The sequence below is a fragment of the Candidatus Acidulodesulfobacterium ferriphilum genome, assembly GCA_004195035.1.
GTDB classification, from domain to species: Bacteria; SZUA-79; SZUA-79; order Acidulodesulfobacterales; family Acidulodesulfobacteraceae; genus Acidulodesulfobacterium; species Acidulodesulfobacterium ferriphilum.
Genome location: SGBD01000001.1, coordinates 835,842 through 859,213, shown reverse-complemented (window position 1 = coordinate 859,213; position 23,372 = coordinate 835,842). Strand labels below are relative to the sequence as shown.

Annotated in this window: 22 protein-coding genes and 1 tRNA gene; 5 read left to right on the top strand and 18 right to left on the bottom strand. The window is 37.9% G+C overall.

All coding sequences use genetic code 11. The features are described 5' to 3' along the window. From EVJ47_04320 to EVJ47_04295, 6 genes are all read right to left on the bottom strand, one after another. Positions 1 to 573: a hypothetical protein gene (locus EVJ47_04320; protein RZD15503.1), complete on the bottom strand. Its 573-nt coding sequence runs from the start codon at positions 571 to 573 to the stop codon at positions 1 to 3. A gap of 1 nt (position 574) precedes the next feature. After that, positions 575 to 3,097: a leucine--tRNA ligase gene (locus EVJ47_04315; GenBank protein RZD15502.1), complete on the bottom strand. Its 2,523-nt coding sequence runs from the start codon at positions 3,095 to 3,097 to the stop codon at positions 575 to 577. A gap of 31 nt (positions 3,098 to 3,128) precedes the next feature. Next, complete coding sequence (lspA, locus tag EVJ47_04310; protein ID RZD15501.1) at positions 3,129 to 3,590, bottom strand: signal peptidase II; 462 nt, start codon at positions 3,588 to 3,590, stop codon at positions 3,129 to 3,131. Positions 3,591 to 3,626: 36 nt separating this feature from the next. Continuing rightward, complete coding sequence (locus EVJ47_04305) at positions 3,627 to 4,847, bottom strand: phosphoglycerate kinase (protein ID RZD15500.1); 1,221 nt, start codon at positions 4,845 to 4,847, stop codon at positions 3,627 to 3,629. Then, positions 4,847 to 5,860 (bottom strand): type I glyceraldehyde-3-phosphate dehydrogenase, encoded by a 1,014-nt coding sequence (gap, locus tag EVJ47_04300; GenBank protein RZD15499.1) that lies wholly within the window; start codon positions 5,858 to 5,860, stop codon positions 4,847 to 4,849. The genes EVJ47_04305 and gap overlap by 1 nt, the downstream gene beginning before the upstream one ends. A gap of 74 nt (positions 5,861 to 5,934) precedes the next feature. Continuing rightward, a complete protein-coding gene (locus EVJ47_04295) occupies positions 5,935 to 6,582 on the bottom strand; it encodes a hypothetical protein (GenBank protein RZD15498.1) in 648 nt (215 codons plus the stop codon). 270 nt (positions 6,583 to 6,852) lie between these two features. Between EVJ47_04295 and EVJ47_04290 the strand changes: the two genes are divergently transcribed. Both EVJ47_04290 and EVJ47_04285 read left to right on the top strand, forming a co-directional pair. After that, on the top strand, positions 6,853 to 7,518 hold the full coding sequence (locus EVJ47_04290) for an MBL fold metallo-hydrolase (protein RZD15497.1): 666 nt from the start codon (positions 6,853 to 6,855) through the stop codon (positions 7,516 to 7,518). A 12-nt stretch (positions 7,519 to 7,530) separates the two neighbouring features. Beyond that, positions 7,531 to 8,514 (top strand): HD domain-containing protein, encoded by a 984-nt coding sequence (locus EVJ47_04285; GenBank protein ID RZD15496.1) that lies wholly within the window; start codon positions 7,531 to 7,533, stop codon positions 8,512 to 8,514. 36 nt (positions 8,515 to 8,550) lie between these two features. On the opposite strand, the gene EVJ47_04280 is transcribed toward EVJ47_04285, so the two are convergent. Together EVJ47_04280 and secG are read right to left on the bottom strand one after the other, a co-directional pair. Beyond that, a tRNA-Leu gene (locus EVJ47_04280) sits at positions 8,551 to 8,636 on the bottom strand. Positions 8,637 to 8,667: 31 nt separating this feature from the next. Next, the gene (gene secG, locus EVJ47_04275) at positions 8,668 to 9,033 is read right to left on the bottom strand and encodes a preprotein translocase subunit SecG (GenBank protein RZD15495.1); all 366 of its coding nucleotides are present in this window, start codon (positions 9,031 to 9,033) and stop codon (positions 8,668 to 8,670) included. 280 nt (positions 9,034 to 9,313) lie between these two features. On the opposite strand from secG, the gene holA reads away from it, so the two are divergent. Further along, positions 9,314 to 10,306 carry a DNA polymerase III subunit delta gene (gene holA, locus EVJ47_04270; GenBank protein ID RZD15494.1) on the top strand — a complete coding sequence of 331 codons (993 nt, stop codon included), beginning with the start codon at positions 9,314 to 9,316 and terminating at the stop codon, positions 10,304 to 10,306. 2 nt (positions 10,307 to 10,308) lie between these two features. Here the strand turns inward: holA and EVJ47_04265 are convergent, their stop codons facing one another. From EVJ47_04265 to EVJ47_04235, 7 genes are all read right to left on the bottom strand, one after another. Beyond that, the gene (locus EVJ47_04265; GenBank protein RZD15493.1) at positions 10,309 to 10,578 is read right to left on the bottom strand and encodes a 30S ribosomal protein S20; all 270 of its coding nucleotides are present in this window, start codon (positions 10,576 to 10,578) and stop codon (positions 10,309 to 10,311) included. Positions 10,579 to 10,711: 133 nt separating this feature from the next. Then, a complete protein-coding gene (locus EVJ47_04260; protein RZD15492.1) occupies positions 10,712 to 11,266 on the bottom strand; it encodes an HAD family hydrolase in 555 nt (184 codons plus the stop codon). A gap of 4 nt (positions 11,267 to 11,270) precedes the next feature. Next, positions 11,271 to 12,179 (bottom strand): hypothetical protein, encoded by a 909-nt coding sequence (locus EVJ47_04255; protein RZD15491.1) that lies wholly within the window; start codon positions 12,177 to 12,179, stop codon positions 11,271 to 11,273. Between the two features lie 7 nt (positions 12,180 to 12,186). After that, complete coding sequence (locus EVJ47_04250; GenBank protein RZD15490.1) at positions 12,187 to 13,305, bottom strand: hypothetical protein; 1,119 nt, start codon at positions 13,303 to 13,305, stop codon at positions 12,187 to 12,189. Continuing rightward, positions 13,173 to 13,559: a hypothetical protein gene (locus EVJ47_04245; protein ID RZD15489.1), complete on the bottom strand. Its 387-nt coding sequence runs from the start codon at positions 13,557 to 13,559 to the stop codon at positions 13,173 to 13,175. The genes EVJ47_04250 and EVJ47_04245 overlap by 133 nt, the downstream gene beginning before the upstream one ends. A gap of 13 nt (positions 13,560 to 13,572) precedes the next feature. Then, on the bottom strand, positions 13,573 to 14,754 hold the full coding sequence (locus tag EVJ47_04240; protein ID RZD15562.1) for a pyridoxal phosphate-dependent aminotransferase: 1,182 nt from the start codon (positions 14,752 to 14,754) through the stop codon (positions 13,573 to 13,575). Next, positions 14,738 to 15,274 (bottom strand): pantetheine-phosphate adenylyltransferase, encoded by a 537-nt coding sequence (locus tag EVJ47_04235; GenBank protein RZD15488.1) that lies wholly within the window; start codon positions 15,272 to 15,274, stop codon positions 14,738 to 14,740. The genes EVJ47_04240 and EVJ47_04235 overlap by 17 nt, the downstream gene beginning before the upstream one ends. Before the next feature lie 246 nt (positions 15,275 to 15,520). On the opposite strand from EVJ47_04235, the gene EVJ47_04230 reads away from it, so the two are divergent. Continuing rightward, positions 15,521 to 18,385 (top strand): heavy metal translocating P-type ATPase, encoded by a 2,865-nt coding sequence (locus tag EVJ47_04230; GenBank protein ID RZD15487.1) that lies wholly within the window; start codon positions 15,521 to 15,523, stop codon positions 18,383 to 18,385. Between the two features lie 61 nt (positions 18,386 to 18,446). Next, a complete protein-coding gene (locus EVJ47_04225; protein RZD15486.1) occupies positions 18,447 to 20,840 on the top strand; it encodes a phosphoketolase family protein in 2,394 nt (797 codons plus the stop codon). Here EVJ47_04225 and rsmD read toward each other — a convergent pair. From rsmD to EVJ47_04210, 3 genes are all read right to left on the bottom strand, one after another. Further along, positions 20,825 to 21,400 carry a 16S rRNA (guanine(966)-N(2))-methyltransferase RsmD gene (rsmD, locus tag EVJ47_04220; GenBank protein ID RZD15485.1) on the bottom strand — a complete coding sequence of 192 codons (576 nt, stop codon included), beginning with the start codon at positions 21,398 to 21,400 and terminating at the stop codon, positions 20,825 to 20,827. The two genes, EVJ47_04225 and rsmD, sit on opposite strands and share 16 nt — an antisense overlap. 180 nt (positions 21,401 to 21,580) lie before the next feature. Next, complete coding sequence (locus EVJ47_04215; GenBank protein ID RZD15484.1) at positions 21,581 to 22,216, bottom strand: Crp/Fnr family transcriptional regulator; 636 nt, start codon at positions 22,214 to 22,216, stop codon at positions 21,581 to 21,583. A 30-nt stretch (positions 22,217 to 22,246) separates the two neighbouring features. Next, positions 22,247 to 23,356 carry a peptidase gene (locus tag EVJ47_04210; protein RZD15483.1) on the bottom strand — a complete coding sequence of 370 codons (1,110 nt, stop codon included), beginning with the start codon at positions 23,354 to 23,356 and terminating at the stop codon, positions 22,247 to 22,249. Positions 23,357 to 23,372: the final 16 nt, after the last annotated feature.

The window sequence follows — 23,372 nt, the reverse complement described above, 5'->3', positions numbered from 1 at the left end:
TTATTTCTTAATATTATTATTTCTTATTAATCTTTTTGACTCGATAAATATCGCAATTTTTCTGGCAACCCTTTTTGACACGGTTTTCAACGCCGCCTTTTCTTGTTTATGCGCAATAAGGGGATTAATATAATTATAATAAAAAGCGCTGGACGAGATATTAACATTTTGAAAAATTATTTTTCCGCTTGTCTTGTACAAGCTTACCTGTACGGTTGCCGTTATCATATATTCAACCGCCGCGGCAACGCCGGTGTATGACATAACGCTATTTTGGATAGAAACAATCTTTCCGGTTAAATAATATCTTGCGTCTCCCTGGTTTGCGGTAAACATATCCGTCGAGGTATTTAAATAATAAGCGAGATTATTTGAAAAGTAAACTCCCACACCGGATTTATAGGTTAAATTTTTAAAAGGCTTTATAAATATTTGAGAAATATTATTATATTTTTTATATCTGCCGTAAATATTAACGGAGCTATTTTTTTGACTTAACATGCTAAAGCCGCAAGCGGAAGTAAAAAGAGAGGCAAAAGCAATAATAACAACTAAGGCAAATTTATTTTTCATATCACACTATTATGCTTAAAAGCTTATTTTTAATATATATAGTTTTTTTAATACTGCTTTTATGCGCGACATATTTTCTTATCTTATTGCTGTCCAACGCGGCTTCTATTACCGAATCTTCGCTTGCATTTAAATCTGCAACAACAAGGTCTCTCATTTTCCCGTTTATCTGCACGGCTATATTGCATTTTTCCTGAATATATCCCGTGTCTTTAATCTCCGGCCACGGTGCCTTTTCTATTGCCGAACCGTTCAAAATTTCATAGGCTTCCGAACAGGCATGTGGAATAAACGGATATAACATTATAATCACGGAGTTTAGAAAATACTTTAGTAAATATCTATCCGCCGGATTTAAAACCCCCTCTTTTTGAATCTCATCCGCCATATAATCGTTAAAATTGTTAAGTAATTCCATTGAAGAACTTATTATCGTATTGAAATGATAACGCCCGTTCATCTCCGCTTCCGTTTTTTCTATCACCAGAGAAAGCTGATAAACAATTTTTTTAACGCCCTGATTTATGTTGTCCGCGCTTCCGTCTTCCATTGTAAAATCGTTATCCATATTTTTAAAAATATCCGCATAAGCCGTAATAATCGTTTTGTAAAACTTATTGATAAACCTGAATGCCCCTTCGACCCCGGAATCGTTCCACTCTAAATCCTTTTCGGGCGGAGCGGCAAAAAGAATGAATAACCTTACCGTATCAGCTCCGAATTTTTTAATAAGCTCATCGGGATCTACGACATTGCCTTTAGATTTGGACATTTTGGCGCCGTTTTTTACAACCATTCCCTGTGTTAAAAGATTTTCAAACGGCTCGTCTAAATCAAAGTAATTTAAATCCCTCAAGACTTTTACAAAAAATCTTGAATATAAAAGGTGCATAACGGCATGCTCGACCCCGCCTACATACTGATCAACCGGAAGCCAGTAGGATATATCGTCTTTTTTAAACGGAACCTGTTCTATCCTGTTTAAAAGAGTATATCTTAAAAAATACCATGAAGATTCAACGAATGTATCCATTGTATCGGTCTCACGCCTTGCATAGCCGCCGCACTTAGGGCATTTTGTATTTATAAAGGATTCCAGCTTTTCTAAAGGCGAAGCGCCTTCCCCCGTAAAAGTAATGCCGTCAGGAAGAATTAACGGCAAATCGATTTCATTTAAAGGAACCGTTCCGCATTTTTCGCAGTAAACCACGGGAATAGGGCACCCCCAGTATCTTTGTCTGGATATTCCCCAATCCCTGAGTCTGTAATTAATAACTTTTTTACCTATCCCCAATTTTTCCGCATAAGCCGAAATCTTTTCTTTTGCCTCTTCGGAAGAAAGCCCGTTAAACTCTCCTGAGTTGACAATTGTCCCCTGCAGCATATATGGAAGACTATCGTCCTGTTCTTTTTCAAACCCGCTTTTATGCCTTATTACCCTGATTATTTCAAGGTTATATTTTTTTGCAAATTCATAATCCCTTTCGTCATGGGCCGGAACCGACATTATCGCGCCTGTTCCGTAATCCATCAGGACAAAATTAGCCACATATACCGGAATCTTTTTATCCGTAAACGGATTAATAGCATAAGAGCCGGTAAAAAAACCCTCTTTTTCCGCAATATCTTTTGAAACTAACGAATTGTGAATAATTCTTTCTAACTCGATTCTTTTTTCAGGCTCTTTAACTAATTTTTTTGCAAGCGGGTGAAACGGGGACATTGCAACAAAAGTCGCTCCGAAAATAGTATCCGGCCGCGTGGTAAATATTTCTATTCCGTCTTCGCTATCTTCGGAACCTTCTATCTTAAAAAATATGCTTAAGCCGGAACTCTTGCCAATCCAATTTTTTTGCATTGTTCTAACCTTATCCGGCCAGCCTTTCAAATCGTCCAAATCTTCGAGCAGCTCTTCGGCGTAAGCCGTTATCTTGAAAAACCACTGCTCCATATTTTTAATCGTTACATTATTTCCGCATCTCCAGCACTTGCCGTCTTCAACCTGTTCATTGGCAAGCGTGGTATGGCAGGACTCGCACCAGTTGACATTTGAAGCCTTCTTATAAGCCAATCCATTCTTTAGCATCTGCAAAAAGAATAACTGCTCCCATTTATAGTATGACGGGTCGGATGTTATTACTATCCTGTCCCAATCATAAGAGAAACCGAGTCTTTTTAACTGCAGGGTCATTGAACCTATATTGCTTTTAGTCCACCCGGATGGATTTGTTTTATTTTTTATTGCGGCATTTTCGGCAGGAAGCCCAAAGCTGTCAAAACCGATAGGATGAAGCACAGAGCAACCCTTTAATCTTTTGAATCTCGCAATTGCATCTCCGATTGCGTAGTTTCTGACATGCCCCATATGAATTTTGCCCGAAGGATACGGGAACATTTCTAAGCAATAGAATTTTGGCTTGCTTGCGGAAATATTATTCTGTACGCCGAATGTCTTTTCCTGTTCCCAGAGGAATTGCCACTTGCTTTCTATTTTATTAAAATCGTAACTTTTGTCTATTTCCATTTTTATGATGTATAATGCTTACAACAATATTCTATATGTACTTAATTATAGAAATAAAAAACAGTATTGTTCCCGTCACAACGGAGCTGTCCGCAAGATTAAAGCTTGGCCAGTGATAGCCGTAAATATGAAAATCAAGAAAGTCAACGACATATCCCTGAAAAATTCTGTTTAGAAGATTCGAAAATGCGCCCGAAATTATTAAAGACGAACTAATTATAAATAAAGGCGAACTAATTTTTAATTTAAACAAAATATAGGTTATAAGAACAATAATTAAAGCCGTAAATATTATAATAAACAAAGACGAGTAATTATTCATAAGGCCGAAAGCAACGCCGGTATTATCGACATGCACTATATTGAAATAGTGCTTTATAACGGTTATCTTCCGAAATAACGAGATGCGTTTATTAACTAAATATTTTAAATATTGATCAAAAATTAAAACTGGAAGGAAAATCGAAATTAATATGATTAACTTTTTCTTCATTTAGTTCATTTAATAGGTTAAATTAATAATGAGGATTCACAGCAATTTTTTTAAATTATTCTTTTTGGAGCAGTTTATCAATGCCTCGATTCCCGGCAATTTCTTCCCTTCCAAAAGCTCCAGGAATGCCCCTCCGCCGGTTGAGACATAGGACATTTTGGCAAACTCTCCCGCTCTGTGCAGGGCAACATCCGTATCTCCGCCACCTACAATCGTGAGAGCATAAGCATTTGCCACGCTGGAAACCAAAGCAAATGTTCCTCTGCTAAAGGCATCGAATTCAAAGACGCCCATCGGGCCGTTCCATACAATTGTTTTGGCATTTTGAATAGCCTCCGTAAAAAGGGTAACCGTTGCAGGACCTATATCTAACGCCATCCAGCCTTTTGGAATTTCCTGAACGGTGGTAACCTTAGTTTCCGCATCTGGAGTAAATCTGTCGGCAACAACGACATCTACCGGAAGGTAAAGTTTTATATTTTTTTCTTTTATTTTTTCAAGGGTTTTTTTTGCGTATTCAATCATGTCGTCTTCAACTAATGAACTGCCGACATCATACCCCATAGCCTTAAGGAAGGTATTAGACATGGCGCCGCCTATTATAAGTTTGTCCACCTTGTCCGCAAAATTCGATAATACCTCTATTTTCCCTGAAACCTTTGCCCCTCCGACAATGGCGACAAACGGCTTCATAGGGCTTTCTATCGCCCTTGTAAAATAATTTAACTCTTTTCTGATAAGAAACCCGGCGGCACATGTTTTTACGAATTTAGCAACCGAAACATTAGAGGCGTGAGACCTGTGCGCCGTTGCAAATGCATCGTTAACATAAATATCGCATAACGATGCCAATTTTTTCCCGAATTCTTCATCATTATTTGTTTCTTCCGAATAAAATCTTAAGTTTTCCAGAAGTATAATATCTCCATAAGATGCAGACTTAACGGTATTTTCCGCTAACTCTCCGATGCAGTCGTTTACAAATTTAACATCTTTATCTAAAAGCCTGCTTAATCTTTTCGCAACCACTATGAGCGAAAGTTCGGGAACCTTATTTCCTTTAGGCCTTCCCATATGGGATATTAAAACTATCTTTGCATTCTCGTCCAAACAGTAATTAATCGTGGGAAGAACCGCTCTAATTCGGGTATCATCGGTAATGTTTCCGTTTTGATCGAGCGGAACATTAAAATCCACTCTTATAAGCAGTGTTTTATTCTTTATTTCGATCTCGTCGATGTAAACTATATTTTCCATTATTGCATCATCATAACCGCCATTTCGGCAAGCCTTGTGGAATAACCCCATTCATTGTCATACCACGCCAGAACCTTAACGAGATCGTCTCCTATCACCTTCGTGCTTAAAGAATCGACGGTGGAGGAGTAAGGATTTCCGAGATAATCTATCGAAACCAAAGGCTCTTTGCTAAAAGCAAGAATTCCTTTTAAATAACCTTCCGAAGCCTCTTCCAATTTTGAATTTACCTCCAAAACGGATGTTTTTTTAGAAACCTTGCATACTAAATCGTTAATAGAGACATCGGGCGTAGGCACCCTTAAAGACATCCCGTCAAGTTTATCTTTGAGTTCTGGCAACACCTCGCAAAGCGCCTTTGCGGCGCCGGTTGTCGTAGGAATAATCGAAACGGCGGCGGCCCTTGACCTTCTTAAATCTTTATGCGGCAAATCTAAGATTCTCTGGTCATTGGTATAAGAATGAACCGTGGTCATGTTGCCCTTTTCTATCGCAAAATTTTCATGTATTATTTTGGCCACCGGAGCAAGGCAGTTTGTGGTACATGATGCCATGGAAACGATGAAATGCCTGTCTTTGTTATATATCTTATCGTTTACTCCAAGAACGATAGTAACATCGGGATCATGGGCAGGCGCCGAAATTAAAACCCTTTTTGCTCCTGCCTTAAGATGTTTTGCCGCATCGTCTCTTTTTGTAAAAAGGCCGGTCGATTCGATAACAATATCGACATTCAGATGTTTCCAGAGAAGCTCGGAAGGGTCTTTTATTGCCGTAATCAAAGTTTCCCTGCTATCCGCAATAATATGGTCAACATCATATCCGACATAAAAATTAGCTTTACCGTGAACGGAATCGTATTTAAGAAGATGGGCAAGCACCTGCGGGTTGGTAATATCGTTAATCGCGACTATTTCAATCTCTTTGCCCTTTTCTATCATACCTTGAAACACCCTGAAAACATTCCTTCCGATTCTGCCGAACCCGTTTATCGCAATTCTTAAATTTGCCATAAAGCCCTCCCTGCCGTTTATTGAATGCCAAAAATTTTAAACCGTGTTTATTTTCTAATGAAACTAATTTATCCTTAATGCCCAAAAAATGGACCGTGATGCCCGTGCATAAATCCCGGGCCCCCGTGTTCAGGGCCTCTGCGTCCGGGACCCTCGCGTCTTGGACCCCCGTGTTCAGGACCTCTGGGTCCGAAATGTCTCCTCATTCTCCAGTTTTGGTACGGATGATTGCGGTAAAAACGATTTACATGCAACCGCCATTCGCCGTAATTCCTTAAAAACATTTGATGCCTTGCCCACCAGCCCGGATGATAAGCCCTATACCATGGACCTACATGCATCCTCCACCATACAAAATACGGCCTGTAAGCAATTACCGGGGGCGGCGGACCAAAAGCCAATATACCCGGAAGAAAAATCCCCGCGGTTACCGGATACCAGGGACCCTGATATACGCTTGCGTAAACCCAGCCGCCGTTAAGCCACCTGTAATAATAACCGTTATATCCGTAAATATAGGCGCCAAACTCGGGAGCATAATATGCGTTTACGCCTTCGCCGAACGAAAAGGCAAAATTGGGCGTAGCAACGCTTATGTATCCCTGCGAATATGCCGGTGAGGCCAGCGGACCGTAATATGCCGCACAGCCGCTTAAAAATAAGACAAACATACCTAAGGATGCGGTAAATAAGAAAAACTTTTTGATTCTTTTAGCATTCATGGTTTTAACCTCGAATAACTTTAAAACTATTAAAATTAATTTTAGATATTTTGTTCGCCGCAAAACAAAACATATCATCCCCGCAGCGTCTTCAGTGCGGGTATGCGATATTATTATATATTACAACTATATATAATTACAATATATATTTATATGTTCTAATTCTTAACAATTCCACGATAATTATGATAAAATATAATACAATCTTTTAATATCTTTTGCATTGATAATTAAGATAACAAATAAATTAAATTTGCGGGAGGTTTTTTTATGTTTAACTATAAAGGACTTGAAATAAAAAGGTTTTGCCACGACAGTTTTCTGGTAACGAACGGCAAGGTAAATTTATACTTTGATCCATTTAAATTGCACGACGGCGAACCTAAAGCGGATTATATTTTCGTATCGCATGAACACTTCGATCATTTTTCCATGGATGATATTCGCAAAATAATAAAAGATTCTACCGTTTTATTCATGAATAAAATGACGCATAAAGAAATGGGTGCATCGCTTGATAATAAAGTCGTAATTATTGCCCCGGGCGATTCAATCGATTTTAAAGACTTGCATATAGAAGGCGTCTCTGCTTATAACATAAACAAATTTCGGGAACCGGGCAAGGTTTATCATCCGAAAGAGGATAAAAAACTCGGGTTTATCGTTACTTTTAACGGGGTTAAAATTTATCATACGGGCGACACTGACCATGTACCCGAAATGGACAATCTGGCCTCAAAAAATATCGATTTGTTATTTATTCCGGTTAGCGGCACATATGTGATGACTCCTGCCGAAGCGATAGGCGCTGCCGAAAAAATCAGGGCGGCAGTATCTATTCCTATGCATTACGGAACTATAGTGGGGGACAGAAAACAGGCTGAAGATTTTAAGGAAGGTTGTCAAAAAAAAGGGTTGAACTCTGTGATAATATAATTTTAAACTAACATGCGCGACCTTAGAAAAGGAGAACTTCCCTGCATGGAAAAAAAAGAAAATTATCTTCCGATATTAATCGAAAGCCTGATTTTTGGCAAAAATTCCGACTACCCCCTTTATATAAAATCGGGAGAAAACTATATTTTATACAGGGCAAAAGCCCTCATATTTTCTCAAAGCGATGCTTTAAGATTAAAAAACAACGGCGTAGACCATCTTTACATTAAAGGAGAGGATAAAGAAAAATATGACGGCGATATAATGGGACATATGGAAAGTATCGTAAACTCAAAAGATTTAGCTCTCGAAGAAAAGGCCGTAAAAATTTATATTTATTCTAAAGTTTACGCGGAATATCTTATAACAACGGGAAATCTTAAGGATAATAAGGAAAATGTCAAAAAAACCATCGAAGCCACAATCGATTATCTTTTAATCAGCGAATTTGCTTTTACTAATCTTTTAAATCTTTCGGATTACGATTATAATGAAGTAAGCCACGGGATTAATGTTAGTATTTATGCCATGTCTTTGGCAAACAGGCTTGGCTTTGCCAATAAAATTTCGCTTTTTGAAATCGGTTTAGCGGGGCTTATACACGATATCGGAAAATTAAAAATTCCCAAAGCGCTTCTGTCAAAAAGGGGTTTGGGGGAAATCGAACTTAACGAAATCCAAAAACACCCTATATATTCAAAAGATATTGCGCTGCAAAACGATATGGAGAATAATGACATTATTAACGGTATTTTAGACCATCACGAAGCTTCAAACGGCTCGGGTTACCCGTTCGGCAAGACAGAAGAAGATATTTCCACTTACGGAAAGATTTTAATAATCGCCAACAAATTCGATTCTCTTACAAGGAATAGGCCGTATAGAATAAAATTAAACATGCCGGACGCGTTAAACCAGATGAACTTAAACAGCCATCTTTATAATAACGCATTCTTAAGGGAATTTACCCTGCTTATGTCAAAGAATATTAGCTAAAGAATAATTATTTTGCAGAAAGGTTAAAATAATGAATGGTGCCGAAGGCCGGAATCGAACCGGCACGGATATTATCCACCACCCCCTCAAGATGGCGTGTCTACCAATTCCACCACTTCGGCATTTTTATTAAAACTTACCTATTAAAGTAAATTATTTATTATTAACCGTTTTTAACGGCTTAAATGGCTTAGTTAAGGCTTGGTCTTTTGGAGCAGGCTTGGCAGCCTTTTTAACTAAAGGCGGTTTTTCCGTCTTTTTAATGTAACTTTTAATTGCGATAGGGCTTATCTGCCTGGCCGAAATATAAGATATTAGAAATGCCGAAGCCATAAAAATTAAGGCTAAAATAGCGGTAGCTTTAGTTAAAAAATTGCCCGCGCCGGAAGCTCCAAATATGGTTTGGGAACTCCCCCCGAACACGGCGCCCATTTCTTGTCCTTTGCCCTGCTGCATAAGAATAACGATAACCAAGAAAACGGCGGAAACTATTAATATAATCGTCAAAAATTCTATCATGATGAAATTATATTAATAAAATATGATATAAAAGTCAACCGCAAAATTTAACCTTAACCCCCGATAGAAATTTATTTTCTGGATTCCCGCTTTCGCGGGAATGACTTAAAATGACTTAATAAGGGTTGGAAGTTTCACCTTTTAGGTGTCATTCCCGCGAAAGCGGGAATCCAGTATTACTTAATATTGAGTATTGCAATATCTAAACAGTTTCTATTGCGGAATTAAAACTTAAGATTAATATCTTTAAAAAAGATATTTTTTATTATAAAATTTAAATATGGAAAAAGATACTCTCGTCTATTTTTTTTACGGGGAAGATGATTTTAGAATTGCTAAGGAAATAGAAAAAATAAAATCCGGAATATTAAAAAAAGAACAGACGGATTTTAATTTTGACAGGCTTATATCCCCCTTGCCCGTCGATTTTTTAACCATAGCCAACAGTTATCCTGTGCTTTCGGAAAAAAGGGTTATACAGGTAGAAGATTTTGACGGCTCGTTTCTTAATGATACGGAACTGCTTGATTACTTAAACTCTCCATCTCCGTCAACAGTAATCATTTTTTATGATAACAGCCCGAAAATTAACGAAAATATTAAATTTTTCAAGGAATTAAAAACCAAAAATTATTTTAAACTTCATAAAATCAGGCTTCTATATGAAAATGAACTTTTCTCTTATATTAGAAATTTATCTAAAGAAAAAGGTATAAAAATTTCCGATGAAGCAGTATATTACCTCATTAGATATACGGGTAATAACACGGTAAATATCGATAACGAACTTAACAAAATAGTATCGGGAATTAAACCCGAAAACAAATCAAAAGAACTTTCCGTTAACGAATTAAAGCCGCTTCTTGCTTTTTCAAAAACATTCACTATTTTTGATTTTATCGATAAAATATTAGACAGGGATATAAGGGGGGCATTTTCAATATTCGGCGTTATTTATAATGACGGGGAAGAGCCTGTAAAAATTATATCGGTATTGTATAACGAAGCGAGAAAGCTCCATAAAGCAAAGGTGCAGGAATCCTCGGGTATGGATTTCGAAACCATTTTACGGATAAACGGGGTTCTGCCTTTTCTCAAAAAGAAATTTCTAAAAAATCTATCTTTATTTTCTGTTCATGAACTTAAAAGAATTATGGAACTGCTGGGAGAAACGGATTTCAGGCTTAAAACAACATCCCACCCTCAAAACCTGATATTCGAAGAATTTATCTTTAAACTTGGGTTTTTAGATATTTCCAGAAACTTAAGATAACGCTAATCCTGTTTGATTGAGTTATGAAGCCTCGCCAGCGCCGAGATTTTCCTTGAGGCATTATTTTTATGAATTATACTTTTGGATGCCAAATGCATAATATAAGACGCATTTAATTTAAAAAGTTCCAGAGCCTTTTCTTTATCGTTTTGAGAAACAGCCGCTTTAAATTTTTTAATATTCGTTTTCATTTTCGAAATACTGCCTGTGTTGCGCAAAGTTCTTTTTTTCGTTTGCCTTGCCCTTTTCTCAGCCGATTTATGATTTGCCATAGTTTACTCCTTGTTTATGAGGACAAACTTAAGTCTGTCCTCTTTTTATTGGTATATTTAAATTTAAGCATTAAATTTTAACAAACTTTTTATTTAAAATCAAACAAAAAAATAAAGATGCGATAACTCTTTCTCAGCCGCCCTGTAATTCTATTATAATATCCGAAGCTTCTTTCAAATCTGAAACATAAAAATCCGGGGTTATATTTTCATCATGTTCGTACATCGAATTTTTTATATAAAACGACCTTAAACCGGAATTTTTTGCGAGAAGAATATCGCTGTCCTTATCTCCAATCATAAATGATTTATTAATATCGATGCCGAACTTTTCTACGCCCTTAACCACCATTCCTAAATCGGGCTTTCTGCAAGAGCATTTGATATTATAAGGCTCTACAATTCCATTTTCGTGGTGGGGGCAAAAATATAAATCGTCTATCGCAATATCGTTAGTTTCATAAACCTTTATCAATCTTTTATTAACTCTTTCCAAATCATCTACGGTGAAAAAACCTTTTGCGACACCCGCCTGATTTGTAACTATTATGAGCAAAAACCCGATTTTCTTTAAATTCTTTAATGCCTCGATCGTTTGCGGCATTAAAATTATATCGTCCGGATTTTTTAAATAGCCTACATCTTTAATCAGAACGCCGTCCCTGTCTAAAAATACGCATTTTTCCATATATTTATTTCTCTGGATCCGGTCTTGTTTTCCACCTGTTGTGAATCCAAAACCACTGCTCCGGATAATTTTCTATTATGTTTTCTATTGTTTCATTGAACATTTTCAAGATGTTTATCATATCGGTCTTTCTGTCTCCGGTATAGGTTATCTCAAGGGGTTCTCCGATTATCAGTTTATGTTTTTTAAAATTGCCGTCTTTAATCCTGACAATAAAAGCCGGAATGACCGGCGCTTTTGTCTTTGCGGCAATATTCGCCATACCCGGCATAGTGCAGGCTTTAACGCCAAAAAAATCTACAAATACGCCTATCCGTTTCGAAGCATTCTCGTCCGGCAAAAATCCAACCATTTCATTTTTATTTAATGCCGACATTATGCTTTTAATAGCATTTTCCCTGTTATATATTACCTTATTCCCGGAATTTGTCCTTAATCCATAAAGAATTTTTTCTATATAAGGGTTGTCTAACGGCCTTGCTAAAACATTGCCCGAATAACCTTTCAGGCTGAAAGTTTTTGCCAAAAGCTCCCAATTGCCGAAATGAGCGGTCAAGAGAAGTATTCCCTGCTTTTTGTAAATGCCCTTAAACGCGTCGAAATCCGAGTCGACAAAGCTGTCTATATTCTTTTTATTATACCTGTTTAATCTAAAAATCTCAACGAAAATCATGCCGATATTTTTGTAAAAATTAATGCAAATATCGTTTAGCTCCTCTTTTTTTTTATTCGGAAAAGCGATGGTTAAATTATTAATCGTATTTTTTGCATGTCTTTTGTCGATTTTATAAAATATTATCCCTAAAATCCTGCCCAATTTTAACGCTAAACCAAGAGGGATAATGTTTATAAAAAGATAAAACCCATAAACTGCGATAAATTCAGCATATAACAGTATCCTATTTTTCTTCATCTTTTGTTTAATTTTTAATTATATATGGAAGTAATTCTGGATTGATCCTTTCTATATATTTTTTATAATTATCATAAATAAACTCAAAAAATAATTTATCTATAACCAGCTCAAAATCCAAATAATAAACCTTTTCTATAATATCCTTATATTCTTTCCGTTCGCCAAACTTTTTTAATTTAACATAATCTTTTAAAGTAGTTATAATAATACAGGGATTATTAAGATTCAGGTCATTCTTTAATAAGGTTAAATCCTGCGCCGTATATATATGGTGGTCTTCAAACTCGAACTTGCCGTCTATTTTAATCCCGCGGCTACTCAAATTATCGTAAAAGTAATCCGGGTTTCCGATTGCACAGACGGTCAATATCCTCATCCGTTTGTCATGGAGGCTATCAAAATTTAACGATTTTTGCCCAGCGTCCCCTCCTAAAAGATTAACGGGCTTATAATGAGAATAGAATACTGGGCAGGATTTATTAAATCTTTTAATGTCTTTCTCTAAATTTTTATCGGTTATTTTTGTAATATCGCAGGCTTGTTCAGTATTTTTGGTTATAATTATAATATCGGCATATTTAAGAACAGTTAAGTCCTCCCTTAAAACCCCTGCGGGAATAACATTTTGATCGAAAATGTTCTTAGTCCTGTCTATCAGAACTATATTTAAATCCTTTTTGATATTTAAAGCGGTAAATCCGTCATCTAAGACGGCAATCTTTTTATATTCTTCATATTTATCGCAAACATCTTTATATAAGCAATGATCGGAAAAATTATGCACGGCATCATCGGACGGGTTTGCGCTTAAATCTACCTTTTCGCCCGGGGGTTTTGTCGAATCTAAGTTTGAAAATACATTAAGATCTTCGGCAAGATTATAATATATGCTATCTTCCCCCGAACAAACTTTTGCGGCCGATAATCGGTTTCTGGAAACTATAACGGGTATCCGAATATTTTTTGATTTAAACCTTTCAACTAAAAGAATTACTTCGTCGGGAAGCTTTTGCCGGACATCCTCAAGCTCGTACTCCCAACCGGCAATATAGATTTTTTTTTTAAACGGCCTTTGTAGCCCCTGCTTATAATGCAGGGCTTTAAACCCCGTCCGTACAAGTATTCGGCAATAGTATAGGAAAACGGGGTTTTCCCTGCTCCGCCCAAATTTATATTCCCTATGCTAACCGTAAACATGCCAGGTTCTTTAGATTTAAAAATAAAAGAACGGTTATACAATGTTCTTTTTATTTTTGTAGAAAGAATAACCGCATACGATATTAAAAATAAGGGGAGCTTAAGGATAAACTTAAATAAGTTAAAATCGCCCCTGTTATTATTAAGAAAGTTAAGGATGTATTTATGAGCCCTTTTCATAAAATTATTTGCCTCAAAAGGATACCGCTTCTTTTATTCTATTTAAACCTTCTTTTATGACATCGAGGCTTGTCGCAAAAGACAGCCTTATAAAATTGTCATTGCCAAACTCAACGCCGGGAACGGCTGCGACAAGATATTTATCTAAAAGATAATCGCAAAATTCGGTCGAGGAATTTATTTTATTCTCGCTTTCGCCAAAGACCTTTGAAATATCGGCAAATATATAAAATGCCCCATCCGGCTTAACGGGAGTGATGCTTTTTATGTTTTTGTCAAAAAAATCCATCATATAATCCCTTCTTTTTTGAAATTCGTTCCGCATCATAACGGTAAAATCATAGCCGCCCTTTAATGCCGCCAAAGCCCCGTATTGGGCAAATGTCGTGGGGTTGGATGTGCTTTGGGACTGGATATTATTCATTGCCGATATTAAATCTTTGGGGCCGGCCGTATAGCCTATTCTGAATCCTGTCATAGAGTATGTCTTGGAAACTGCATTGACGGCAACGGTATTTTCTTTCATCGATTTGCCGGCCATCAGCGCATTAAAAAATTTTTTATCGTCAAAGATTATTTTTTCGTAAATATCGTCGGTTATTATGTATAAACCTTTCTTTTTGACAAAGTTTGCAATTTCGATAATATCTTTCTCGTCCATTAAAACCCCTGTAGGATTAGAAGGACTGTTTATGATTAATCCCTTTGTCTTTTTCGTCAAATTGCTTTCGAGCATTCTCAGGTTAAATTTAAACCCGTTTCGGGATGTATCGACTATAACCGGAACGCCGCCGGAAAGCTTTATGATTTCGGTATAAGACACCCAATAGGGCGATGGAATAATAATCTCGTCGCCTTCGTTTAAGAGAGCCGAAAAGAGATTGTAAAGGCTGTGCTTTCCTCCGCAAGAAACGATTATCTCGCTCTGTTCGTATCCGACATTATAATCGGATAAAAACTTATCCGCAATCGCCGATTTAAGCTCCTCGATTCCCGACACGGGGGTATATTTGGTATAACCTTTGTCAAGGGCATCTTTTACGGCGTCTTTGATATAGCCCGGCGTGTCGAAATCCGGCTCGCCCGCCCCAAAACCGATAATATTTTTCCCTTCGGCTTTAAGTTTCTTAGCCTTTGCGGTTATGGCAAGAGTGGCCGACGGTTTTATTGAAGACGCTCTACATGAGAGTTTCATCATTTTCTCCTTTGGAATAAATTTTCGCAAGCTCGGAGGCTATTACCTTCGGAACCATGCTGGAAACATCTCCTCCGAGACGGGAAATCTCCTTGACTATCGTGGAACTTAAAAATGAGTACTTTTCGGCGGTCATCATAAATATCGTCTCTATGTCGGAATTAAGCGTCCTGTTAGTTATCGCAAGCTGAAGTTCGTATTCAAAATCGGAAACTGCCCTAAGGCCCCTTATAATTACCTTTGCGTTAATACTTTCCACATACTTAACAAGGAGCCCCTTTAAAGCTATTACTTCAACCCTGCCGTTGTCGATTTCTTCGTCTTCTTTTAAAATCCTGTCTATAAGGTCAATCCTCATAGACTGCTTAAAAAGATAAGGCTTCTTTTTATTGCAGGCAACCGCTACAACCACCTTGTCAAATACGCTGAGACTTCTTTTTAAAACATCTAAATGACCGTAAGTAACAGGGTCGAATGAACCAGGGTAAACGGCGGTTTTATATTTAGATATATTTGCCATTCATCAGCCTCGTTAAACGCTTTTATTTTGTATATAAGTGATATATTATAAAACTTAACGATTATTTTTTCAATAGAATAAATCCGCTTACCCCGTTTGAAAAAAGCTCCTTTCGATGATATGATATATTGATAAATATATAATTTGGTCTAAAAGTAAAAAAGCACGGTATATATTTTAGTTAATCATTTGGTTAACCGCGGGTTATTAATAAAGCCGGTTAATAATAAAAAAGAGGTGCATATTATGAAAAATGAAAAAATAGCCGTCCACGGAATGACATGCGAACATTGCGTAAAAACTGTTACAAAAGCCGTATCTTCCCTTAAAGGAGTAAAATCCGTCAATGTAAGCCTTAAAGATAAATGCGCTGATGTGACATTCGACGAAGGAACTACCTCGGCTTCGGATATTAAAAAAGCCATAAAAGAAGCGGGTTATGAAACCGAAGAAGAAGGCGACCCTGGACATGAAACAAAAGACCGTTCTCCCACCTTGACTGATAAAGGAAATGCCGCCCCCGCGCAACAAAAACAATATAAATTTAAAATAAGCAAAATGGACTGCGCTTCATGCGCGGAAACCATAGTGGACACCGTAAAAAGAATAGACGGCGTCAAAAACGCGCGGCTTAATTTCGTAAACGAAACCCTCTATGTCGATTCGGGTGCAAATAATCTTTCGCCCGATGAAATAATTAAAATGGTTAAATTTGCAGGGTTCGGCGCCGAGCTTATAGACGAAGCACGGCAAGCCATACCGCAAGGTTGGACAATTCAACCGGCAGAGAGTAAAAATAAACAGGAAAAACCGGAAGCAGAAAACCTCAGATTTAAGATAGAAGGAATGCACTGTACCAACTGTGCCAGAACTATCGAAAAAGGGGTCGGGAAGATCGATGGAATAAATAAAGTAACCGTTAATTTTGCCGGGGAAAGCGGATTTGTATCGTTCGACCCGTCCCTAACATCTAAAGAGGCTATATTTAAAGCCGTAACGGAAAGCGGATACACGCCTGTGGACGAAACTGAAACCGGCGAAGAGGCGGAAAAATCCTTAAGCATAAACGCACATATCCCGTTTATGGACAAATGGTTTCGTAAAATACCCGATTGGAAAAAAGATATTTATTGGCTTATATTCACATTTATTCTTACGATTCCCGTCGTTATACTGACCTATAAAAATATGTTCGGCATGGCAAAAATGGCGGAAACCCCGAATGAATTTAAGATATTTATTTTATTTATATTAGCCACGATAGTTCAATTTACCGCCGGACTTACATTTTATAAAGGCGCCTATTATTCTTTAAAAAGCTTTTCCGCCAATATGGATGTTCTCGTCGCATTGGGAATATCCGCCGCTTATTTTTATTCCGTCGCGGGGGTATTTTTATTTAAAGGCGAACTTTATTTCGATACATCCGTTTTGCTTATACTCTTTATCAGAACGGGAAAACTGCTGGAAAAGATTTCAAAACAGAGAGCGGCATCATCATTAAAAGCCTTGTTTAAACTTCAGGCTAACAAAGCGAACCTTATCGAAAACAACGGGGCAGTGAAGGTGGTGGACACTTCGAGCGTGAAAGCGGGGGATGTTCTTTTAGTAAAAAAGGGCGATAAAATTCCCGTTGACGGTGTAATCATGGAGGGGCAAACCCAGATAGACGAGTCTATGCTGACGGGCGAGCCTATCCCCGTTGAAAAAAAGGTTAACGGCGAGGTAAGCGGCGCAACGATAAACATAGGGCAGGTTATAAAAATAAAGGCTTTGAGGGTTGGCAAGGATACCATACTCTCCCAGATTGTCCGCTTAGTCGAAGATGCCCAGGCGGATAAAGCCCCCATTCAGCGAATAGCCGATGAAGTAACTAACTATTTTGTTCCAATCGTCGTTGCAATATCTTTAGCAGTATTCTTCTCATGGAGATATATTTTTCATTCTAATTTTTTATTTGCTCTATCCGCCGCTATCGCAGTACTGGTTATAGCCTGCCCCTGCGCAATGGGGCTTGCTACGCCTATGGCTCTTATGGTTGGAAGTTCAATCGGCCTCGAAAAGGGGATATTAATAAAAAAATCATCCGGCCTCGAAGAAATCGCAAGAATAAACGCCGTTGTTTTTGATAAAACTGGTACAATTACTTACGGCAAACCTGAGGTAACGGATATAATACCCTTAGGCAGTTTACCCGCAAACGAAATTTTAAAAATCGCTGCTTACGGAGAGGGTTTCTCCTCCCACCCTATTGCAGCGGCAATAGTTAAGAAATATAACGAATCTAACGAAAAAACTGCCGTCGGTATAGACAGAGCCGAGATTCAGCCTGCCGATTATAAAGAAATAGGCGGCCTTGGCATAACATTGAATTACGGCGGTAAAAAGATTTTTATCGGGAAGAAAGGGCTGTTCGAGACCGAAAATATCGATTTGTCTAAATTTAGCGAACTTGAGGAAAAATATGCAAAGGAAAGCAAAACCGTTATCGGAATTTCTGCCGGCTCAGATATGGCCGGCATTATTACTTTAGCAGACAAAGTTAAGAAAGGGGCAAAAGAAGCGATAACTAAATTAAAATCCATGGGTATAGCGGTATATCTTTTAACGGGGGATAATCTAAATTCAGCTGCAAACGTTGCCGTTCAAGTGGGGATAGACGAAAAAAATGTCATCGCAAATGTTTTACCGCAGGACAAACTTAATGAAGTAAAAAAACTAAAAAATTTAGGCTTAAAAGTCGCAATGGTCGGCGACGGCATAAACGATGCGCCGGCGCTGGCTTATGCCGATGTAGGAATAGCAATAGGCAGCGGAACCGATGTCGCAAGGGAAACCGGCGACATTATATTAGTAAAAAGCGATATTAAAGATGCTTATAAAAGCGTGGCGCTCGGCAGAAAAACTTTAAACAAAGTGAAACAAAACCTTTTTTGGGCATTTTTCTTTAACGGGCTAGGTATTCCGTTCGCGGCGGGGGTTTTTTACCACTTCACCGGCTGGCTGCTGCCGCCGGCAGCAGCGGGGGCGGCAATGGCGGTTTCCAGTATAACCGTGTCGCTTAACTCCATTATGTTAAGGGGCTATTCAAAGAAAATAGATAGGTTATGAAACGGCCTGCGATATAAAAACAACCTTAAATATTAATTTTATTATATATAAGGGGGTATGAATGAATATCAAACAATCCGATAAATTCCAGAATTATCTTTCCGAAAGCGAACTTCAAACATTAAATCTGTATTTCGACGCGGCAAACTATTTAACGATAGGGCAGATTTATTTAATGGACAACCCATTACTGCTAACCCCCTTAAAACTCGAACATATAAAACCCAGGTTATTAGGACACTGGGGTACCTCGCCCGGACTTAATTTTATTTATGCGCATTTAAATAGAATCATAAAAAAATATGATTTAAATTCGCTGTTTATTACCGGTCCCGGGCACGGCGGCCCTGCAATCATCGCAAATACTTACATCGAAGGAACCTGCAGTGAATATTATCCGAATATTTCCGAAAACGGAGGCGGACTTAAAGCGCTTTTCAGGCAATTTTCTACGCCGGACGGCGTCCCAAGCCATGTTTCCCCTAAAACTCCGGGCTCTATCCACGAAGGCGGCGAGCTTGGTTATGCCTTAAGCCATGCCTATGGGGCGGCGTTAGATAACCCTGATTTAACCGTTTTTTGCGTAGTCGGAGACGGCGAAGCCGAAACCGGACCGATGGCAGCCTCATGGCATATTAACAAGTTTTTAAACCCCCTGATAGACGGTATCGTCGTTCCGATTTTACATTTAAACGGCTATAAAATTAATAATCCGACAATATTAGCCCGCATAAGCGAAGAAGAGTTGGTAAATCTGTTTAAAGGCTATGGATATACGCCTTATCTTGTCGAAGCGGAAGATGTAAATATAGCCCATAATAAAATGGCGTTGACGCTTGATAAAATTTCTGAAGAAATTAATACTATTAGAAATACCGTAAATAAAAAAAATGATAAAAATTTTACAAGACCCGTCTATCCCATGATAATTTTAAAAACCCCTAAAGGCTGGACATGCCCGAAAGAGATCGACGGGCTTAAGCTTGAGGGGTACTGGCGCGCTCATCAGGTTCCTATCACGGATTTTAAAGAAAAGCCTGAACATATAAAAATATTGGAAAACTGGATGAAATCTTATAAACCCGAAAAATTATTCGATGAAAAAGGTTCTTTAATAAACAAAATAAAGGAATTTACTCCTAAAAAAGAAAAGAGGATGAGCGCCAATATCCATGCTAACGGCGGCTTATTGTTAAAAGATTTAGTTCTCCCCGATTTTACAAAATATGCCGAAAAGGTGGAAAAACCCGCTACGGTTTACGGAAAAGCCACAACCACGCTTGGATATTACCTGCGCGATGTAGTTAAATTAAACCCCGATAACTTTAGAATTTTCAGTCCCGACGAGCATAATTCAAACAGGCTTAACGCTGTTTTTGATGTAACCGATAGGCAGTGGTGGGGTGATATTTTTAATTATGACGACCATCTGTCCCATAAAGGAAGGGTTATCGAAATACTTAGCGAACATACTTGCGAAGGCCTTCTGGAAGGATATTTATTAACAGGAAGGCACGGCTTTTTTTCATGCTACGAAGCCTTTATTCATATAATAGACTCTATGTTTAATCAGCATGCAAAGTGGCTGAAAGAAGCAGGTGAAGTAGAATGGAGAAGACCGATACCTTCTTTAAATTATCTTCTGACATCTCATGTATGGCGGCAGGACCATAACGGTTTTTCACATCAGGATCCGGGATTTATCGACCATGTAATAACAAAAAAACCTAAATATATAAGAATATATTTGCCGCCGGATACAAATACGCTCCTTGCAATTGCCGACAAATGTTTTAGAAGTAAAAACAGGATAAATGTCATAATAGCCGGCAAGCAAGAAGAGCTTCAGTGGTACGATATGGACTCCGCTATTAAGATTTGCAAAAAGGGGCTGGGAATAATGGATTTCGCAAGCAATGACAGGGGTTATGAACCTGACATCGTTATGGCATGCGCCGGGGATGTCCCGACATTGGAAACCCTTGCGGCCGCGTCTATTTTAAACAATCTTGCTCCAGAACTTAAAATAAGGGTTATTAATGTGGTTGATTTAATGACGCTAACGCCGAAGGAAGAACACCCTAACGGCTTATCCGATAAGGAATTCGATACCCTGTTTACGGAAGACAAACCGGTTGTTTTTGCCTTCCACGGGTATCCGTGGCTGATACACAGGCTTAGCTACAGAAGAACGAACCACAAAAATATTCATGTAAGGGGCTACAAAGAGGAAGGAACAACAACCACGCCTTTTGATATGACGGTTAGAAACGACTTAGACAGATTCCATCTTGTCATGGATGCCGCAGACAGGGTTCCGTATCTTAAATATAAAGCCGCATATATTAAAGAGGAAATGACTAATAAAATTATAAATCACAAAGAATATATTTCAAAATACGATGACGATATGCCCGAGATTAAAAACTGGAAGTGGGTTTATAACACGCGGTAAAACGATAAAACCGATTTGCCGTGTTTTTTCTCACTTACGAGTTTATAAGGGGGATATTCCCCGGATAAAATCTCCCGTTTATCGTGCTGGACTATAATATTATTGCCCCTATTATTACCCGCGTTAAAATTATGGGAATATAAGTTTGCCGTTATCCCGTCAATTGTTTTCCCGCAAAGCCCTGAATTATAAGGCGGGTCAAGAAATATATAATCAGGCTTATACTCTTTTAAAAGCCCCTTTTCTAAAGCCTTAAACGCATCCTTTTTTATAATCTTAACTTTTTCTTCGATGCTGAATTTTTTTGAAAGATCGATTATTATCGATATTAAAGCGGGTGAGGTTTCAACAAAAACACAGAAAGCCGCCCCCCTTGAAAGGGCTTCAAAACCTATATTGCCTGAACCTGCGTATAAATCGCAAAAAACCTTGCCCCTTATGTCGCGTCCGATTACATTAAACAATACCCCTTTTAAAAAGTCCGATGACGGCGAAACATTTTTGATTTTATATACATTGGGAATTTTCCTTCCCCTTAATGACCCGCTTATAATACGCATTTCCGGTTGTTATTTCGGTTATTCCCCCTAATCACGATTTAGAAATTTATTCTGGATTCCCGCTTCCGCGGGAATGACACCTAACGGGTGAAATGATAAATCACTGCATTGTCATTCCCGCGAAAGCGGGAATCCAGATTTACTTAGCATTGGAATATATAAATATTTTCTAAATCGGGATTAGGATTCCCCCAAATCCTTCAATTTTTTCTTATCTAATATTATTATATCTCTTTTATCTATCTTTACGATGCCCCGGGACGAAAAATCCTTTAGCGCCCTCGAAACAACCTCTCTTGCCGTTCCCGCGATATCGGCAATTATTTTCTGGCTTAATTTTTTGCCCTCGAATAAAAGGAGTATCTTTGCAATTCTTTCCTGCGTATGTTTTAACGAAAGGTCCTCTATCCTGCCAGTTAAATATCTTAGTTTCTCGGTCATACTCTTTATGATATTCAAAGATATTTCGGGATGTTTGTAAATTAAACCGATTATATTTTCGCGGGACAATAAATATAATTTTACATTTGTAACGGCATCCGCCGAAGCAGGGTTTATATCGCTTGTAAATGCCGTAACATCGTTAAAGGAATCCCCCGCGTAAATAAGCTTAAGTATCTGCTCCCTGCCGTCTTTAGACGATTTATATACTTTGACCGCTCCCCGCATAACAAAGTATATTCCTTTAGATTTATCCCCTTCTATAAAAATATTCTCGCCCGCTTCATAGTTTTCTTCCTTGAAGAGGGGCACAACATCGTTTAAAATGCCCTCATTTAAAGATTTAAAATAATCTATCGATTTTATGTCTTCCATAATTTAAATAATTTAAAGCAAATGCGATATTTAATGCGATAACTTAAAACTATTTCCGTCTTTTGTCGTAACCGTTATTTCGGGATTAAATAAAATAAAATCCTCATGAAAATTGACCCTTACAATTCCGCCGAATGATGAGTTATCTCCAAGCGCCATATGGATAGTGCCGTAAATTTTTTCGGCCTCCAGTATATTTTGAAAGTTTTTCGCCGCTCTGTTTGTCCCTATGCCGAGCTCGGCAATATTGGATACAAGATTGTTCTTTTCTATCGCCTCGGTCAAGTGCCGTTTGAAATCGTCGTTCCCTTCGATATAGCTTAACTTGCCTTTGTCTATATAAAGCGTAAGAGGCTTTTTAAGTTTAGAAGTCGGCGCATATTCCATAACAAATTTTCCATGCGTCATATTTTCTAAAGGCGCGGTATAAACCTCTCCAGCAGGAAGATTACTGAAAGAGCCTCTGCCGGTAAGCAAGCCCGTATCGGGCATAAAACCGTTTTCGCGGATATAAAATGTTATATCCGTTCCATTTTTTGCGCTTATGTTCACTTTGGAAGCATCTATCAACTTTTTATAAACATTTAAGGTAAAATCGGCTAATTCGGTTGGATCGATATTTAGAGCGGTTTCGAACATAGAGTCTTCGAATAAAGGCATACTAGCGAACCGCGCGCCGCCGTAATTGGTTATGAGGTCTCTGAACAGGGTATGGCTTGTGGAAAAATTAGAAAGGGCAATAACGGCATTCACATATTCGCCGTTATGATTTTCGATAAAATCGGATAATAATTTTTTTTGCCCGCCGCTTATTATTTTTTGAGTAATATTAACCAAAAGTTTATTTTCTTTTATAAATTCAAAAAATGATTTGCCGAAGGCAGACTTCCAGACTTCTATCGGAGGTTCGTTTCCGTGTTCTTTTAAGGATTCGTATTCGATATATTTAACATTCCCAAAACTTTTTCCTATATCTACAAAATCGGAAGCAATTTTTATAAGTTTTTCTCTTCTTGACCTGTCCTTTTTTGTGATATTTTCATCTTTAGATATTGTATCGGTATAAATTAAAACAGTTTCTCCGGGTTTCACGCAGAAATTTTTTTTAAATATGTTTTCTATTACAGTTTTTCTGTCCATTGTAATTTCCCATAAT

Bases quoted from the DNA above. Each gene is read 5' to 3' on its own strand.
- EVJ47_04320 (RZD15503.1), bottom strand. From the start codon at position 573: ATGAAAAATAAATTTGCCTTAGTTGTTATTATTGCTTTTGCCTCTCTT.
- EVJ47_04315 (RZD15502.1), bottom strand. From the start codon at position 3,097: ATGGAAATAGACAAAAGTTACGATTTTAATAAAATAGAAAGCAAGTGG.
- lspA (RZD15501.1), bottom strand. From the start codon at position 3,590: ATGAAGAAAAAGTTAATCATATTAATTTCGATTTTCCTTCCAGTTTTA.
- EVJ47_04305 (RZD15500.1), bottom strand. From the start codon at position 4,847: ATGGAAAATATAGTTTACATCGACGAGATCGAAATAAAGAATAAAACA.
- gap (RZD15499.1), bottom strand. From the start codon at position 5,860: ATGGCAAATTTAAGAATTGCGATAAACGGGTTCGGCAGAATCGGAAGG.
- EVJ47_04295 (RZD15498.1), bottom strand. From the start codon at position 6,582: ATGAATGCTAAAAGAATCAAAAAGTTTTTCTTATTTACCGCATCCTTA.
- EVJ47_04290 (RZD15497.1), top strand. From the start codon at position 6,853: ATGTTTAACTATAAAGGACTTGAAATAAAAAGGTTTTGCCACGACAGT.
- EVJ47_04285 (RZD15496.1), top strand. From the start codon at position 7,531: ATGCGCGACCTTAGAAAAGGAGAACTTCCCTGCATGGAAAAAAAAGAA.
- secG (RZD15495.1), bottom strand. From the start codon at position 9,033: ATGATAGAATTTTTGACGATTATATTAATAGTTTCCGCCGTTTTCTTG.
- holA (RZD15494.1), top strand. From the start codon at position 9,314: ATGGAAAAAGATACTCTCGTCTATTTTTTTTACGGGGAAGATGATTTT.
- EVJ47_04265 (RZD15493.1), bottom strand. From the start codon at position 10,578: ATGGCAAATCATAAATCGGCTGAGAAAAGGGCAAGGCAAACGAAAAAA.
- EVJ47_04260 (RZD15492.1), bottom strand. From the start codon at position 11,266: ATGGAAAAATGCGTATTTTTAGACAGGGACGGCGTTCTGATTAAAGAT.
- EVJ47_04255 (RZD15491.1), bottom strand. From the start codon at position 12,179: ATGAAGAAAAATAGGATACTGTTATATGCTGAATTTATCGCAGTTTAT.
- EVJ47_04245 (RZD15489.1), bottom strand. From the start codon at position 13,559: ATGAAAAGGGCTCATAAATACATCCTTAACTTTCTTAATAATAACAGG.
- EVJ47_04240 (RZD15562.1), bottom strand. From the start codon at position 14,754: ATGAAACTCTCATGTAGAGCGTCTTCAATAAAACCGTCGGCCACTCTT.
- EVJ47_04235 (RZD15488.1), bottom strand. From the start codon at position 15,274: ATGGCAAATATATCTAAATATAAAACCGCCGTTTACCCTGGTTCATTC.
- EVJ47_04230 (RZD15487.1), top strand. From the start codon at position 15,521: ATGAAAAATGAAAAAATAGCCGTCCACGGAATGACATGCGAACATTGC.
- EVJ47_04225 (RZD15486.1), top strand. From the start codon at position 18,447: ATGAATATCAAACAATCCGATAAATTCCAGAATTATCTTTCCGAAAGC.
- rsmD (RZD15485.1), bottom strand. From the start codon at position 21,400: ATGCGTATTATAAGCGGGTCATTAAGGGGAAGGAAAATTCCCAATGTA.
- EVJ47_04215 (RZD15484.1), bottom strand. From the start codon at position 22,216: ATGGAAGACATAAAATCGATAGATTATTTTAAATCTTTAAATGAGGGC.
- EVJ47_04210 (RZD15483.1), bottom strand. From the start codon at position 23,356: ATGGACAGAAAAACTGTAATAGAAAACATATTTAAAAAAAATTTCTGC.